Origin of the sequence: Crocosphaera watsonii WH 8501 (genome assembly GCF_000167195.1) — a bacterium.
GTDB lineage: Bacteria > Cyanobacteriota > Cyanobacteriia > Cyanobacteriales > Microcystaceae > Crocosphaera > Crocosphaera watsonii.
In genome coordinates this window covers 420,974-435,852 of record NZ_AADV02000001.1, presented here as the reverse complement: position 1 = coordinate 435,852, position 14,879 = coordinate 420,974, and the positions used below count along the sequence as shown (strand labels likewise).

12 protein-coding genes and 6 pseudogenes are annotated in these 14,879 nt (G+C 35.1%); 11 read left to right on the top strand and 7 right to left on the bottom strand.

What is annotated here, in order from left to right; translation table 11 throughout:
• Nucleotides 1-423 precede the first annotated feature (423 nt).
• Nucleotides 424-993 (top strand): Uma2 family endonuclease, encoded by a 570-nt coding sequence (locus tag CWATDRAFT_RS02135; protein WP_007303439.1) that lies wholly within the window; start codon nt 424-426, stop codon nt 991-993.
• A 107-nt stretch (nt 994-1,100) separates the two neighbouring features.
• Here CWATDRAFT_RS02135 and CWATDRAFT_RS02130 read toward each other — a convergent pair whose 3' ends face one another.
• Nucleotides 1,101-1,913, bottom strand: coding sequence for a PD-(D/E)XK nuclease family protein (locus tag CWATDRAFT_RS02130; protein WP_007303438.1), 813 nt, complete (start codon nt 1,911-1,913; stop codon nt 1,101-1,103).
• 204 nt (nt 1,914-2,117) lie between these two features.
• Between CWATDRAFT_RS02130 and CWATDRAFT_RS02125 the strand changes: the two genes are divergently transcribed.
• The gene (locus CWATDRAFT_RS02125) at nt 2,118-3,059 is read left to right on the top strand and encodes a phosphate ABC transporter substrate-binding protein (protein WP_007303437.1); all 942 of its coding nucleotides are present in this window, start codon (nt 2,118-2,120) and stop codon (nt 3,057-3,059) included.
• A 24-nt stretch (nt 3,060-3,083) separates the two neighbouring features.
• On the opposite strand, the gene CWATDRAFT_RS02120 is transcribed toward CWATDRAFT_RS02125, so the two are convergent.
• Nucleotides 3,084-3,497: a type II toxin-antitoxin system VapC family toxin gene (locus tag CWATDRAFT_RS02120; protein WP_007303436.1), complete on the bottom strand. Its 414-nt coding sequence runs from the start codon at nt 3,495-3,497 to the stop codon at nt 3,084-3,086.
• Nucleotides 3,494-3,736, bottom strand: coding sequence for a hypothetical protein (locus CWATDRAFT_RS02115; RefSeq protein ID WP_007303435.1), 243 nt, complete (start codon nt 3,734-3,736; stop codon nt 3,494-3,496). The genes CWATDRAFT_RS02120 and CWATDRAFT_RS02115 overlap by 4 nt, the downstream gene beginning before the upstream one ends.
• Before the next feature lie 133 nt (nt 3,737-3,869).
• Between CWATDRAFT_RS02115 and prfC the strand changes: the two genes are divergently transcribed.
• From prfC to CWATDRAFT_RS02095, 4 genes and pseudogenes are all read left to right on the top strand, one after another.
• Nucleotides 3,870-5,492, top strand: a complete 1,623-nt coding sequence (prfC, locus tag CWATDRAFT_RS02110; protein ID WP_007303434.1) for a peptide chain release factor 3 — start codon at nt 3,870-3,872, stop codon at nt 5,490-5,492.
• A gap of 246 nt (nt 5,493-5,738) precedes the next feature.
• Nucleotides 5,739-6,707 carry a hypothetical protein gene (locus CWATDRAFT_RS02105; protein ID WP_042711084.1) on the top strand — a complete coding sequence of 323 codons (969 nt, stop codon included), beginning with the start codon at nt 5,739-5,741 and terminating at the stop codon, nt 6,705-6,707.
• Between the two features lie 32 nt (nt 6,708-6,739).
• On the top strand, nt 6,740-7,117 hold the full coding sequence (locus CWATDRAFT_RS02100) for a hypothetical protein (RefSeq protein ID WP_007303432.1): 378 nt from the start codon (nt 6,740-6,742) through the stop codon (nt 7,115-7,117).
• A gap of 245 nt (nt 7,118-7,362) precedes the next feature.
• Nucleotides 7,363-7,914 (top strand): annotated as a pseudogene (locus tag CWATDRAFT_RS02095) (IS1634 family transposase); the annotation flags it as partial.
• A gap of 129 nt (nt 7,915-8,043) precedes the next feature.
• Here CWATDRAFT_RS02095 and CWATDRAFT_RS36895 read toward each other — a convergent pair.
• Nucleotides 8,044-9,483: pseudogene (locus CWATDRAFT_RS36895) on the bottom strand (NF041680 family putative transposase).
• 79 nt (nt 9,484-9,562) lie between these two features.
• Between CWATDRAFT_RS36895 and CWATDRAFT_RS02085 the strand changes: the two are divergent.
• From CWATDRAFT_RS02085 to CWATDRAFT_RS02065, 4 genes and pseudogenes are all read left to right on the top strand, one after another.
• Nucleotides 9,563-9,958: pseudogene (locus CWATDRAFT_RS02085) on the top strand (hypothetical protein).
• Between the two features lie 112 nt (nt 9,959-10,070).
• Nucleotides 10,071-10,568 (top strand): ammonium transporter, encoded by a 498-nt coding sequence (locus CWATDRAFT_RS02080; protein WP_007303428.1) that lies wholly within the window; start codon nt 10,071-10,073, stop codon nt 10,566-10,568.
• 173 nt (nt 10,569-10,741) lie between these two features.
• A pseudogene (locus CWATDRAFT_RS41600) lies at nt 10,742-11,913 on the top strand (ISAzo13 family transposase).
• Nucleotides 11,914-12,104: 191 nt separating this feature from the next.
• Nucleotides 12,105-12,326, top strand: coding sequence for a hypothetical protein (locus tag CWATDRAFT_RS02065; RefSeq protein ID WP_042711083.1), 222 nt, complete (start codon nt 12,105-12,107; stop codon nt 12,324-12,326).
• A gap of 146 nt (nt 12,327-12,472) precedes the next feature.
• Here the strand turns inward: CWATDRAFT_RS02065 and CWATDRAFT_RS02060 are convergent.
• Nucleotides 12,473-14,098 (bottom strand): annotated as a pseudogene (locus CWATDRAFT_RS02060) (IS1634-like element ISCwa1 family transposase).
• 110 nt (nt 14,099-14,208) lie between these two features.
• On the opposite strand from CWATDRAFT_RS02060, the gene CWATDRAFT_RS39225 reads away from it, so the two are divergent.
• The gene (locus tag CWATDRAFT_RS39225) at nt 14,209-14,499 is read left to right on the top strand and encodes a hypothetical protein (protein ID WP_042711082.1); all 291 of its coding nucleotides are present in this window, start codon (nt 14,209-14,211) and stop codon (nt 14,497-14,499) included.
• Nucleotides 14,500-14,511: 12 nt separating this feature from the next.
• Here CWATDRAFT_RS39225 and CWATDRAFT_RS35395 read toward each other — a convergent pair.
• Together CWATDRAFT_RS35395 and CWATDRAFT_RS02050 are read right to left on the bottom strand one after the other, a co-directional pair.
• Nucleotides 14,512-14,625 (bottom strand): annotated as a pseudogene (locus CWATDRAFT_RS35395) (type II toxin-antitoxin system HicA family toxin); the annotation flags it as partial.
• The gene (locus tag CWATDRAFT_RS02050) at nt 14,622-14,828 is read right to left on the bottom strand and encodes a type II toxin-antitoxin system HicB family antitoxin (RefSeq protein ID WP_007303424.1); all 207 of its coding nucleotides are present in this window, start codon (nt 14,826-14,828) and stop codon (nt 14,622-14,624) included. The pseudogene CWATDRAFT_RS35395 and the gene CWATDRAFT_RS02050, both read right to left, overlap by 4 nt.
• Nucleotides 14,829-14,879 lie beyond the last annotated feature (51 nt).

Genomic DNA, 14,879 nt, shown 5'->3' with positions numbered 1-14,879 from the left:
CGCTTCAGTTGTAGTAATAATGTACGATGCGAAACTCCTAGAAACGTCTCTACAGGAAATCAGTAAATAATTGTAGGGTGTATTAGCATAGCGTAATACACCAAAACCTTTTAATTTTGCTGCCCTGCGGCTTAACGAAGTCAGAAGTCAGAAGTCAGAAGTTGTTTTTGAAACGAGGATTTAAGCCTCGCCTCAAAAACGTTTCGCTTTAAAAAGCCAGGTTTTAGACCCTATTCTCTCGATAATAAATTGGTGAGTTAATATCTAAAACAAAAGTTGGCGCTTAGCGCACCCTACTGGATTGTTTCAACAAAAATGGTGGCTTACGATGGATTCTTATATTCTTGTGATAACGTAAATCATAGCCTTCTAACCCACCCTACTTAGTTCCTGGTTGATAAACAATCTCTGAACATTAATATTATGCAATCTTTAACCAAAGCAACCCTAACACTAGATGAGTTTCTCTCCTCTCCTTTAGCTAACGAAAATTATGAATTTTTTGATGGAGAATTAACACAAAAAATGTCACCAAAACGCTATCATTCTCGTGTTACAGTGAAATTATCAAGACTTTTAGATGATTGGAGTGAAAATAAAGGAGAAGTGGGCATAGAATGGGCAGTGCGTTTAAAAAGAGGGGGTAAAGATTGGTGTCCCCTTCCTGACTTATTATATGTTTCTTTTGAGAAGTTAGGTAATATTATTTTAGAGGATGATGCTTGTCCCATTCCTCCTGATTTAGTTATTGAAGTTATTTCCCCTGGTCAATCTTTTAGTGATATCAGTGAGAAAGCAGAAGCATATTTAAAAGCAGGAGTTGATCGAGTTTGGTTAATTGATACACAAGTTAAAAAAATCACTGTTTTTTATCCTGACTCCCCTCCAGAAACCAAACAAGGTAATGATAGTTTAGGAGATGATTTATTGCCCGATTTAAGTTTGACACCTCAATATATTTTTGAAAAAGCCGATTTAATTGATGCTAGTTAAATAAGAATTAATCCGTTTCTAAGATTTCATTTAATTTAGCTTCTGTTAAACCTCTGTATTTCCCTATTATATCTGTTCAGAGACGTTTATGGTTGATCCTTTTAGCATTAAATACTAATTTCTTCTATTTCATCTATCATCAATAATAAATCATTATTATCCTCTTCTAAATTATTAAAATAACTATCATCTGAGAAAAATGATTGATGATAAGGACAATTACTTTCACAAGTTTTATGATGAGGTAAATCAATATTATTTTGATTTACATCCAATAAATAGTTATCGATATTAGTTAATAAATTTTCTAATTGTAGAGTAGTTTTCTGATGTAGCTGCTGATTATATTGAAATGTTAAACATTCAGGTTCATGGGGTATTTTAACAAACCAATAGGTCATAGATATCTGTTCAGGTAAATAATTAGATGTTTCTGCTAGTAAATATAAATATAGTTTTGTTTGCCAATTATTTGCTATTTTTTGCTTATCTTGAGGTTTTAAATAGGTTTTCCAGTCTAAAATCTGTGCTTTATTTTCATGAATAATCAATAAATCATAGATAGCTGTCAATAAATAATTACCTTTTTCTAATGATCGAGAATGTTCTGCTTCTCTCCAAGAGTGGGAACTAAGATCATGTTGTTCATTAACAGAGTTTAATAAAGACTGCACTATCTTTTTTAACTCTTGATCCATATTTAAAATGGAGTCTAAAGGTAAGTCTAAAAAATGTTGCTGCATCAATTGGTGAAATTGATTACCCCAGAGTAAGTTTTCTTGGACATCTGGACTAATAGGTAAACTTAACTGCTCTAAATAAATCCTTTGAAATTGAGGGGGACACATCTCCAAAAGATTTAATTGTCCTTGGGAGAGACGAATTAAAGATTGATTTTCAGAATCATTAATATTATTCATGGGAGTTCAGGAAAATATAGCAATCAGTTGTCAGTTGAGACAATTAAATTTAAGTATTAGATCCCCCCAACCCCCAAACCCCGTCGTTAACTACGGGGTCTTAAGGGGGGAACTAAAGGGGGTATCTCTAGGATCTCATGAATCATTACTGACTGCTATATCTCAATAAAAGACTACAATAAAGTAACCTTATTGTAGAATGTCATGAATCAAAATAAAGAAACTCTAATTACGGTTCTTTCTCTGATCATTACTCTCGGTATTTTAGGGGGCGGATATTGGTTCTTTACTCAGCAACCCAAAGATAATGCTAGTAATCCCCTCTCTTCTCCCACTTCTAACAATCAACCATTGAGTTCTAATACTCCCTTACCTTCCCCTCCCTCTCCTTCTGAGGTTACTGCCTTTACCCCTCCGACAACGGTTCCCCAAGGAACCACCGTTAAGATTGATGGTTCAACTAGCTTGGTATTGGTCAACCAAGCCCTAAAAAATGGCTTTGAACAGCAGTTTGCAGGGGTTCAAGTCTTAACTAATGCTCAAGGTTCAAGCAATGGCATTAATGCCTTATTAGCTGGTAGCATTGATATTGCAGCCACTTCTCGTCCTTTAACCGCCCAAGAACAAGAACAAGGCTTAGTAGCTATTCCCATCACCAAAGATGCGATCTCTTTAGTCGTAGGGGTTAACAACAAGTTTCGCAAGAGTCTCACTTCAGCGCAAGTTAAAAGCATTTTTCAAGGGGCGATCCAAAACTGGTCCGAGTTAGGGGGAGCATCGGAAACCATAAGAGTGATTAATAGACCTTCTGTCAGTGGAACTAGGAAAATTTTTACACAGTTAGTGCTAAGCTCAGAAGATTTCGGTAATACTCCCAATATTACTACTATTGATAGGGATGCAACCACACCCATGTTACAAAAATTAGGAAGTAATGGTATTGGTTATGCTACTTATACACAAGTAGCAAATCAACAAACTGTAAGGACAGTTCCCATTGATGGTTTAACCCCCGAAGCTGCTAATTATCCTTATCAAAGAACCTTATATTATGCTTATAAAAATCCTCCTTCTGAAGCAGTAAAAGCTTTTTTAGGTTATGCCACTTCTCCAAATGGACAACAAATAATAGAAGATTCTCAGTAATAAATAATTAAATGTTAATGATAATTATTCTCTCAATAAAGCTCTAAAACCTTCTTGTTGAAAATGCTTATCAAACGTTAAAATTTCTAAAATTTCTAATTGCCTCATTATTTCCATTGAAGCACAATCAGTTAAACGATATCCTTTGTCTAACCGTCTTTGATAAAAGTCAAATGCTTGTTCAAATTGTTCCCTGGTTTGAGGAATAATTAGGGTGTTACTATCGTTACGTAAATCACGAGTTAAACGAATGGCTGATTGACGTAAAAACTGTCCTCGACTGCATAAAGCATTGAGTAATTCAGTCAAAACAATTTCGCTAGTAACACCTCTAAAATCACCTAATTTAGCTGTTATATTGATAGCTAAATTGTGAGCATTATCTTGGGTATCTGCTAAAGCTTGTAAATAAAATGTATCTAAAAAAATCTGTTTCATTCTTCCTCATCGTCTCTGGGTGCGCCGTACATATAATGTTCGCCGTTACGGGCAAAATCTCTCGGAAGCTGTTTGTCCCACTCTTCAGCAGGAACAACTTTACCAATTTCTACAATTCTCTGCCAAAAAGGTTTCTTTTGAAATTCGGGGTCATTTTCCAGAGCATCCCATTTAGCATTAAGTTCTTCTATAGATAACTCATTAGTATCAGATTGAGAACGATCATTTAGGCTAGTCATAATTGCTTTTTTGTTTTGTCATAAATACCAGCAATTAATTATAACAAAAAAAGAATTAAGGACAGAAGAGGAAACTTAGCTATAATTAAAGAACATTCGAGCTAAATATGTAAAAATCATAACTTTATTGTCTATGTCTAATGAAATAGAAAGAGAAATTCTTGAAGCAGTACAAAAACGACGTAACTTTGCTATCATCTCCCACCCCGACGCAGGAAAAACCACCCTCACCGAAAAATTGTTACTCTATGGAGGAGCCATCCATCAAGCAGGTGCAGTCAAGGCAAGACGAGATCAACGTAAAGCAACCTCTGACTGGATGGAAATGGAAAAACAACGGGGGATTTCTATTACCTCTACCGTCCTTCAATTTGCCTATCGTAACTTCCAAATTAACCTACTAGATACCCCCGGCCACCAAGACTTTAGTGAAGATACCTATCGTACTCTAGCAGCAGCAGATAACGCTGTCATGTTAATCGATGCAGCTAAAGGGTTAGAACCCCAAACCCGTAAACTGTTTGAGGTGTGTCGTCTCAGGGGACTGCCTATTTTTACCTTCGTCAATAAAATGGATCGCCCCGGACGGGAACCCTTAGAATTATTAGATGAGATTGAACAAGAGTTAGGACTGAAAACCTACGCCGTTAACTGGCCTATTGGGATGGGCGATCTCTTTAAAGGGGTTTATAGTCGTCGTCAAAAGGCTATACACCTGTTTGAACGTCGCTCCCACGGCTCCCAACAGGCTCAAGAAGACGTTATTAAGCTCGGAGACCCCAAAATTGAGGAATATCTCGAACAAGAGCTTTATTATCAATTTAAAGAGGATTTAGAAATTCTCGAAGAATTAGGGGACGATCTCGACTTGGATCAAGTTCATGCAGGGAAAATGACCCCGATCTTTTTCGGTTCGGCCATGACCAACTTTGGGGTACAACTCTTCCTAGAAGCGTTCTTGGAATACGCTCTGAAACCAGAAGGCCGTAACTCATCCGTTGGGGTGCTTGATCCCACTCATCCTGAGTTTACGGGCTTTGTCTTCAAATTACAAGCCAACATGGACCCTAAACACCGCGATCGCGTGGCCTTTGTGCGAGTGTGTACGGGTAAGTTTGAGAAGGATATGACGGTAAGTCATGCAAGAACAGGTAAAACCGTCCGTTTATCCCGTCCCCAGAAGCTTTTTGCTCAAGATCGTGCCTCTATCGAAGAAGCTTATGGAGGAGATGTGATCGGGTTGAATAACCCTGGTGTATTTGCCATCGGTGACACTATTTATAGCGGTAAAAAATTGGAATATGAGGGGATACCTTGCTTTTCTCCTGAAATGTTTTCCTACATTAAAAACCCCAACCCCTCGAAGTTTAAGCAGTTTCAAAAAGGAATAAAAGAGTTAAGAGAAGAGGGAGCAATACAAATCATGTATTCTACCGATGAGTTTAGACGAGACCCCATTTTAGCCGCAGTGGGACAATTACAATTTGAAGTTGTACAGTTTCGCTTGTTAAGTGAATATGGAGTCGAAACCAACTTAGAACCTCTCCCTTATAGTTTAGCTCGTTGGGTAAAAGGTGGCTGGAAAGCCTTAGAAAAAGCAGGACGTATTTTTAACACCATTATCGTCAAAGATAACTGGGGTCGTCCCGTTTTATTATTCAAGAATCAATGGGGTTTACAACAGGTTAACTCAGATAACCCTGACTTAAAACTAGATGTGATCGCCCCAGTTGGTGCCGGTATTGAACCAGAATAATTGTAGGGTGGGCAATGCCCACCTCATTCGTTATTATTAGAGGTAATAAGATGACAGTAAATACTTATCTCAATTATTAATCAATAAGTTTGTCTAAAATCAATTATATAACTAAGTATTTTCTAGGTTATTCAAAATCATTATATTTGAAGCAATTGCCAATAATTACTGAATCAAATTATTTACTCTAATGATAAACTTAGAAGAAGTTATTGAATTAAATTATAATTTTTAAGGATATTTATGATGATTTTGATTATTCCTATTATTCTTGGTGCTGCGGCTGTGATTACTGCTGGAGTTGGAGTTGCAGCCGGAATTGATGGTATGTCTAATATGGAAAAAGCTAAGAAAATTGGTAAAAATTCCGAGTCTAAATATAAAAAAATTTGTAGCTCAGTACAGAAAGATCACAAAAGTACCCAAAATTTAGCAGAACAATACGGTAAACTAAAACTTCAAGTTCAGACTCAAACAATTAAACGTTGCATTACTTTGATTAAACAAATAGGACAAAAAGTAACGAACAATAATAGAATATCTTGGGAAAGTTTTGAAGGATTTTCATTAGAAGAAATACAAGAATACAAAACAGCAGTATTAGAAGCAGAAAAATTAATTACAGGTGGTCTAAAATCCGCTGGGATGGGTGCAGCACCAGGGCAAAGCGCAGTAGCACTTGTCGGACTTTTTGGAACAGCTAGTACAGGAACGGCGATCGGTGGTTTGAGTGGTGCGGCCGCCTGGAATGCGACTCTTGCTTGGTTGGGAGGAGGATCATTGACTGTAGGAGGAGGAGGTATGGCTTTAGGGGCTTGGATATTAGGGGGTATCGCAGTTGGACCGGCCTTAATGGTTGGTGGTTTTGTTCTTGGAGGAGAGGGAGAAAAAGCTTTAACAAATGCTTATGAGTATCAGAAAAAAGTCAATATTGAGATAGAAAAACTCAAGGCTTATCAAGACTTTCTTAGACAAGTACAACAGCGCATTAAAGAGTTGACTGAACTTGTCAATAACTTAAATAATAAAGCTATTGAAAGTTTAATAAAGCTTGAATCAAGGACTTTTATTACTGAAACAGATGCAGCCGAATTTCAAAGACTTTTACTTTTAATCAAAGCACTTCATGAAATTATGAAGACACCGATTTTAGATAATAAAGGTAATCTAAATCGAAATAAAAACAACTTTAAACAAAAGTATGGTAATCTTTAGAAATAATTACTAAAAATAAGCCGCATTTAGATATGGAAAAATTTATTACCCCTCTTCAATGTTTAAATGATATTGTTACTTCTTGTACGGAGTATTTAAAAATTCAAGAACAAGAAAAAACTAAACGCCAAGAAATTACAACCAGGGAAAAAATCACAATTGCAGAAATTCAGGCAAAACGTGATTTATTAATTAACTCTTTAGAATGTTCATTTGATGAACGTGCTAAAAACTTTAACTCGCTTTTTCAACTGGTTGAGCGAGCAATTGATAATGAGGATAATCAACAACTTAGTTTAGCATTACAAGGCATTATAACATTAGCTCAATCAAGTCCTTTTGACAGTCTTACTGATTTATCTAGGGTAAAAGCTGCACTTGATGATCCTAACCATGTATGGGAATTGTAAACCATAATCTTATTAATTGCTTATCCTTGGTTCCCTGTCCAACTAACCATAATGCGTAGTGCTATAGTGAGCAGGATATGATGCTCACATTCCTATTAGGTTAAAACCCAGATTCCGCACTTCAAAAAGTAGCATTAAATACTACAAGCCTGGGGTTAATAATTAAGTATAATTGCTTAAGCTCTTGAAGACAAAAAAGTGGGATAATTGCTTAAGTTGTTTCCTCTGTAAAAAAAGAGCGAAAAATGTCTTATTTAGAAGAAATACAAGTTAAAAATTTAGACCATTTAGGGATAGTAGCTGGTTTAATTGATGAAATAGGAATAGTCAAAATAATTAATAATAAATTAGGAATAGATGTTAGAGAAAAAATCTCAGCAGGTACAGTAGTTAAGTCTATTTTAATCAATGGACTAGGATTTGTTTCAAGACCTCTATATTTATTCAGTCAGTTTTTTCAAGATAAAGCCATTGAGAAATTGTTAGGAGAAAGAATTAAACCTGATTACCTTAATGATGATAAAATTGGGAGAGTAATGGATGAATTATATAAATATGGACTAAATGATATTTTTATTGAAGTAGTTTTAGAAGTAATTAAAAAATTTAAAATAGACCTTAAATACTCCCATTTAGATTCCACATCATTTCATTTAGATGGAGAATATAAAAGGGAAGAAGATAAAGAGAAACAGGAAGAAGAAAAAATTATTAAAGAAAGACCAATTTTTATTAAGAAAGGATATTCTCGGGATCATAGACCAGACTTAAAACAATGTGTCTTGGATTTAATAACAATTGGACTTTGGACAAAAAAAGTTTGTTAGCGTATATTTTATGCTAAACTAAAATCCCAAAATATCGGCTCTGTATCAGTCAATAAAATTGGCTGACAAATAGGGCTAATCTATAGATTCTGAGGAAAACTAAGGAGCTTTTAAGTTTTCAGTTGATTTTTTGCTCCCTTTCTTGATAACATCATGACGAGTTCGTGGGGCTTTTTTGTAACCTTTAATACGTCCGGAAGAAAAACCTCGACGTTTGGGAAATTTGGCGAAAGTCCCCAAGGTCGTAATTATTCTTGAAAAGTCTCTTTGAACTAGACTAGGGGTGATTTTGATGGATTTATTAGTCTTCAAATACTGTTCCCAATCACGGGGTAAAACCACAGCTAATTTTCTGGCAGCCCACAAATTTACATAAGAAAGAAGTGTTAGTTTAAACCAATTTTCTTCATGATGTACATCGGGAGTTAAATAAGATGTCATCAATAATCTTTGTTTACCAAATCGAAAAAGATGTTCCATGTCATAACGTTGTCGATAACACTGATAACAATCAACTAAACTTAACTCATCGCGCCGAGAACCAATAACAATAAGCCACATAGGTTTCCAAATACTATTTCTTTCTTGATCTCTGACAACAATCTGGAGTAAAGTAAAGGGGTGATTGTTCATTTTATAGTTTTTAGTTCCTCTCATTAACATCTGTTTCCATCCCGAAATAGTCACTGTTAATTGACGACCTTTTTTCATTGTAAAGGGAACATGATGAACTTCATCAGGTTCAGTCCAAGTTTGGTCATCTTTAAGGTCAAATTTATCCCCATACCAACGGGGATGTCCCGAAGTTTTGGCTTGATTTGGGTCCCGAATAAATTGACGATAAAAAACTCGGTCACTTCTAACTCTTGTAATAGTAACTAGGTCTTCATGCTTAACTTATTCCCCAATAAAATCCTTTTGGCTGTAGTCACTATCAGCCACTAAGACAGATAATTTATCAGAAAATAAAGAACTTTGCCAGATTTTTTTTAGTTGTTGATTGCCTTGATTTACTCCTTTATGTTTAGAGGGGACTCGCTCTCCTGATAAGGGGACAGCCCAAGGGACTTTTTCTGTGTCTATTTGGTCAGGTAAAGCGCAGACAACGGAATAACAATGTCCAATATTAATGGGTTTATTTCCCTTAATTGGATTGGGGTAATGAATAAAGGTTTTATCCGCTAACGTTTCGGCAAACCGTCGTGGACAGGGAGTTGTGTCAATACCAAATAAGTTATAATGTTTTGAAGTGGGAGGAATTGTTCTCGATACCGCTGAAAATAAAGTCTCAATTCTCTGTTCATAATTAGGGTCAGTTTGAGTGGGTAAAAACTCTTGAATTCCTCTATATAAACTGTTATAATCTCTTCTAAATAAAGGATTGAGAGACAATTCAACGACTGAGTGAGCTTGTTGGTTACTGGAGAGGGCATCGAGTAATTCTATAATAGTTTCTTTTCTAGCTTTTAGTCCTTGGAAGAGGTTAGACCTCCACACCAGGAATTCCTCGACAGACGTAGCCGTTTCATTTTTGGTCATTTTTAAAATTTATTACCTTATAAATTAGCGGAATATATACGCTAACATCAAAAGAGGTTGTTTGTTACAGTTAAGGCTAATGTCATCACATTCCGAACTCAAGACCAGTCAAGATGTCCACCTGAGAGCCAAACAAATTAAGAGTCTAATTCGCTCTCTTAAACAGAAAATAAAGAAAATTGAACGGGAAGGGGAAGTAGCACCAGCTAATTGTCATATTATTCGTTATCAGGTTAATGGAAAGGGAACAATCTACTGGTATTATAAACTACAGGCTGCTGAATCAATTTTTCCTATGGCCACTAATAATGAGAAAAAAACCAAATATAAATATTTAGGACGAGCCGGAAGTTCTGCTCATATTGATGCTGTAGAAAAACTCACTAGAAGAAATCTCATTGATGAATGAGAACGAGTCATTCAATCTCTAACTGAAAGCTACTTAGATATCTATATTGGAACCGAAACTGAATGAAGCTATTTAATATTTAAAATCCCCTAAAAAGATGGAAAGAGAGTTTTTAAAATCACCTTAATTCTCTATTTTAGCTCTGGAGATATGCTTAGCGTAAAATTTACGCTAACAATTGTTTTTTATCCAAAGTCCAATTGCTACCTTAGGATGTTTAATTCTCTGGTTTGGGTGGTTTGGTTTCAACGCTGGGTCTACATTAGAATTGAATTCTCCTGCGGTAGCCCATATACTTGTCAATACTCTTGTCGCAGGGGCAACAGGTGGCATCATAGGAACCCTATCAGCCTGGTTTATGTTTGATAACAAGCCTAGTTTAACCTTCATTATCAATGGAATTTTGGCAGGGTGTGTCAGCATCACCGCTTCTTGTGCTTATGTTCATCTATTGAGTGCAGTTTTTATTGGGATGGTCGGGGGTTGGTTTGTAGTATGGGCAACCGATTTTATCGATCGATTTGGAATAGACGACCCGGTAGGAGCCATTCCTGTTCATCTTTTCTGTGGTTTTTGGGGAACATTAGCGGTTGGATTCTTTAGTGCTGGCCCGGGTGTTGTTGATTGGGTGATTTCCGAGAAAGCTTTTCCCATAGGGGGTAATCGCTTGGACTAAAGGCTTTCAAGAAATAAAAGGAACAGAGAGTTAGCGGATCTTGGTACACAACTTTAAAATTTCATAATTGGCTTGTCTGAAAAAACAGAAGAAATAGATTAAAATGAAGAGGTAAAAAGATTAGAGAGAGTAAATTGAAGCTAAAACAGACAAATAATCCCTTAACCCCGTCGATGGTCGATGATTTACGTTTAGCAGCCTCAAAAATGACGGGAGCAGAGCGTCGTTCATTTCAAGCTGAAATGTGTCTCAAGTATTGTGGAGGAAGTGCCAGACAAACCGAAATCGTGTTTGGTTGGGGGAGAAAAAATGTTCAATTTGGATTACATGAAAAACGAACTGGGATAGTGTGTTTAGGATTACAATCAGTCAATAGTGGATGTAAAAAATGGGAGGAAAGATACCCAATAGTTGCCCAATCATTGAAAGAAATAGCCGAAGCTCACGCACAACAAAACCCCACATTTAATAACCCCATTGCCTATACAAGATTAACGGCGGCTGAAGCCATTAAACAATTAAGAAATCTAGGATATAATGGAGAGGAGGTTCCTGCTGCTTCGACAATGGCAGATATTTTAAATCGTTTGGGCTATCGATTAAGAAAAGTGGTAAAAGCTAAACCTAAAAAAAAATCTCGGAGACGGACGCTATCTTCGAGAATATAGAGAAAAAAGATAGAAAAAAAGACCCTTCTGTGAAACGTTTAAGTATGGATTGTAAAGCAACTGTGGAAATAGGAGAATATTCACGTGGCGGACAAACCAGAGGTTATAATCAAGCTCAAGATCATGATATGGGAACTAAAGAAAAATACGTTCCTTGTGGGATTGTAGATGAAGATACAGGGCAACTTTATGTAACTTTTGGAAGTTCTTATAAAACGAGTGATTTCATGGTAGATAACTTGAAGCAATGGTGGACAAGTCTGAGTATAACTGAAAAGCAGCAACTAGAGAACATCCAAATTAAAGTTGATAATGGAGCAGAAAATAGTGGAATAAGAAGGCAATTTTTGAAGAGAATGGTAGAGTTTGCCGACCAAACTAAGAAATCTATTCAATTACTATATTTTCCTCCTTATCACAGTAAATATAATCCCATAGAAAGATGTTGGGGAATTTTAGAGAGGCATTGGAACGGAACACTTCTGAGAAATGCTCAAACGATGTTAGCTTGGGTAAAAACTATGACATGGAAAGGCTTAAATCCGATAGTTAAGTTAAGTAAAAAAGTTTATCAAAAAGGCATTTCTTTAACGAAAAAAGAGATGAAGGAAATTGAGAAACGTTTAGAACGTAATCCTCACTTACCTAAATGGGATATTTTGATTAGACCCAGTTAGTCTAAAAAGTTAATAAGAGTGTAAAATTAAGTGAATTTCCTTTTTAAAAATAGTCAAAGCTAATTTAAAAGTTAGCGTATTTCTTTCTTTTAGATAGGGAGGTTTTTGTTCGCGGAAAGTATCCGCGAACAACTTTTTATTTTTCCCTTTTCGCTTATTTGAGATGTTCTACAAACAGATTCTGAGAATGGGTGGGAAACTTTTTCTTGGAAATCACCTTACAGGACTTACAAGGGCCAAAAATTCGGGTGGGAGAAATACCTAATAATGGCATGACTTTAACTGAAGGCTCTTCTTTAACTATCGTTCCTTTAGAACCCAGATTCCGCACTTCAAAATGTAGTATAAAAAAATACATAGTTTTAAAAAGTCCGAAAATCATACCTGGGCAAGAATATTTCTCTTTTCATTAAATTTTTAGGAAAAATAATCAAATTAAGAAGATTTATACTCATTGAAAACTTAGCAAGACTCAGCACAAACGAAGGAGAGTTTCCTCTTCTCATTTGATATCATTAGACTCTTATTCTTTTATTATTTTTGCTTTATCCAATTCAATTTATAGATAATATCTTTGACAAGATGCAGGTAATAAACTCAATATAAAACGCCTTTCTTCTGTTAAATTGACAATTTGTTTAACTCCGTTTAAAATCACATAATGAATACCTTAAAAACATTGAAATATCCACCTCAAAGTCGGACGCAATGTTACTTTCCCTACTTGATTATTTATTCCTTTTTTGACTCTTTTTAAACAATTTTTTAATTCTCTTTGCCCCAAGTTATAAATCAACAAACACAAAGACATTAAAAATAACATTGTTTCTATTCTTTCTGGTTTTTCAACGAAGAAACTATCAGTAAAAAATAAGGGATCTTTCAAAAATCGAAATCCTCTTTCCGTAGATTGCTGGTTTTTATAAGTTATCAGAATTTCACTAGCTTCTAATTTATTTTCCTCTACTAAGTTAGTTGCTAAAATAAATTTTCCTGCTTCTTTAGTCTTTCTACTTATCTCTTCATCTTTTTTGATGATCAGACTAATCATTTTATAAATCTTTTCCTTTTTTTTCGAGTAAGTTTCAGTCAGTTCAACTTCTTTTATTTCCAACAATCTCAATTTTTTATTAATAGCTTTTAATTTATATCGAGCAGCTTGAGGATGTTCAAATTCTTCAGATTGTATTTCTTTAAGAAATTTTTGGGATTTCTTCTCTTCTTGGGAAAGTTGTTTTTCTAGTTTTTCCAAATCACTTTTCTGTCTTTTTTCACTCAAGACTATTAACCAAGTTTGCTTGATTCCACCATAAGTAACAATTTCTTCTTTCCAGGTATAACTTTCTAAATTTAGGTCACTTCTTTTTTCTTTATCTTCATCTTTTACTTCTTCCACCTCTATATTTTGCACTAATTCTTTTGCTTTTTTTATGGTCATTGGAACTCTCGTTATCCATTTTAAATGTTGGATTAGTTGGAGATTTTCTTGACCATATAAAGCACTATCACAAACCATGATACTATCAAACTTTATTTGCTTTTTGAATTCTACTAAAACTTTTCCAAATACAGCTTTATCAGATTCATTTCCATCTCCTACTCTCACAAATAATGGAATATCTCCATCTTGGCTTGTTATTAAATCCAAGACACATTGTTTTAAGTCTGGTCTATGATCCCGAGAATATCCTTTCTTAATAAAAATTGGTCTTTCTTTAATAATTTTTTCTTCTTCCTGTTTCTCTTTATCTTCTTCCCTTTTATATTCTCCATCTAAATGAAATGATGTGGAATCTAAATGGGAGTATTTAAGGTCTATTTTAAATTTTTTAATTACTTCTAAAACTACTTCAATAAAAATATCATTTAGTCCATATTTATATAATTCATCCATTACTCTCCCAATTTTATCATCATTAAGGTAATCAGGTTTAATTCTTTCTCCTAACAATTTCTCAATGGCTTTATCTTGAAAAAAATAACTGAATAAATATAGAGGTCTTGAAACAAATCCTAGTCCATTGATTAAAATAGACTTAACTACTGTACCTGCTGAGATTTTTTCTCTAACATCTATTCCTAATTTATTATTAATTATTTTGACTATTTCTATTTCATCAATTAAACCAGCTACTATCCCTAAATGGTCTAAATTTTTAACTTGTATTTCTTCTAAATAAGACATTTTTCGCTCTTTTTTTACAGAGGAAACAACTTAAGCAATTATCCCACTTTTTTGTCTTCAAGAGCTTAAGCAATTATACTTAATTATTAACCCCAGGATTGTAGTATTTAATGCTACTTTTTGAAGTACGGAATCTGGGTTACACGGTAAGAACTAAGCCGATCTACCTTCCTCAACGGGGGATTGAGGGGAATTTTTACAAAATTGATCCTCACTTGGTCAACATTTGGGGTAAGACCAGGGGAGATTTTGGAATACACTTTGATGCCAATGCGCCCGGTAGTGCTGGTTGTGTCGTTATCAGAAACAAGCCAGCATGGGAAGCTTTTCAGCAGATGATGAAAAATTATGAACTAGCCGGATTAAAGACCGTCCCCTTGATTGTTGAATATCAACGTTAGCAATTATCCTTGAGGGGTATCTCTACACAGAATAATATGGCTACCTTTTTGACGCTTTATGTAAAATCCTACCTTTCCCAATGTTTTGATACACTGTTTGCCAGAAATTTGAGGTAATTTACTCATAAAGCAAGGGTAACTGTTTCAACGTTATCTTCAGGAATCACACGACCTTCTTCTTGGAGAACCTCCATATATAATTCTATTGCTTCTTGAATATTAGCGATCGCCTCTTCTTTTGTTTCTCCTTGACTAATACAAGGAGGTAAACTAGGACATTGAGCAACCCAATAACCATCTTCTCCAGGATAAATAATTACTTGTCTCATCTGTACCTGTTTGATGTGAATGAATTTGTCCCCATTTTATCATTGAAATGC

Coding starts and splice junctions, on each gene's coding strand:
- CWATDRAFT_RS02125 (WP_007303437.1), top strand. CDS start 2,118: ATGAATCAAAATAAAGAAACTCTAATTACGGTTCTTTCTCTGATCATT.
- CWATDRAFT_RS02115 (WP_007303435.1), bottom strand. CDS start 3,736: ATGACTAGCCTAAATGATCGTTCTCAATCTGATACTAATGAGTTATCT.
- CWATDRAFT_RS02130 (WP_007303438.1), bottom strand. CDS start 1,913: ATGAATAATATTAATGATTCTGAAAATCAATCTTTAATTCGTCTCTCC.
- CWATDRAFT_RS02120 (WP_007303436.1), bottom strand. CDS start 3,497: ATGAAACAGATTTTTTTAGATACATTTTATTTACAAGCTTTAGCAGAT.
- CWATDRAFT_RS02050 (WP_007303424.1), bottom strand. CDS start 14,828: ATGAGACAAGTAATTATTTATCCTGGAGAAGATGGTTATTGGGTTGCT.
- CWATDRAFT_RS02135 (WP_007303439.1), top strand. CDS start 424: ATGCAATCTTTAACCAAAGCAACCCTAACACTAGATGAGTTTCTCTCC.
- prfC (WP_007303434.1), top strand. CDS start 3,870: ATGTCTAATGAAATAGAAAGAGAAATTCTTGAAGCAGTACAAAAACGA.
- CWATDRAFT_RS39225 (WP_042711082.1), top strand. CDS start 14,209: ATGCTACTTTTTGAAGTACGGAATCTGGGTTACACGGTAAGAACTAAG.
- CWATDRAFT_RS02100 (WP_007303432.1), top strand. CDS start 6,740: ATGGAAAAATTTATTACCCCTCTTCAATGTTTAAATGATATTGTTACT.
- CWATDRAFT_RS02105 (WP_042711084.1), top strand. CDS start 5,739: ATGATTTTGATTATTCCTATTATTCTTGGTGCTGCGGCTGTGATTACT.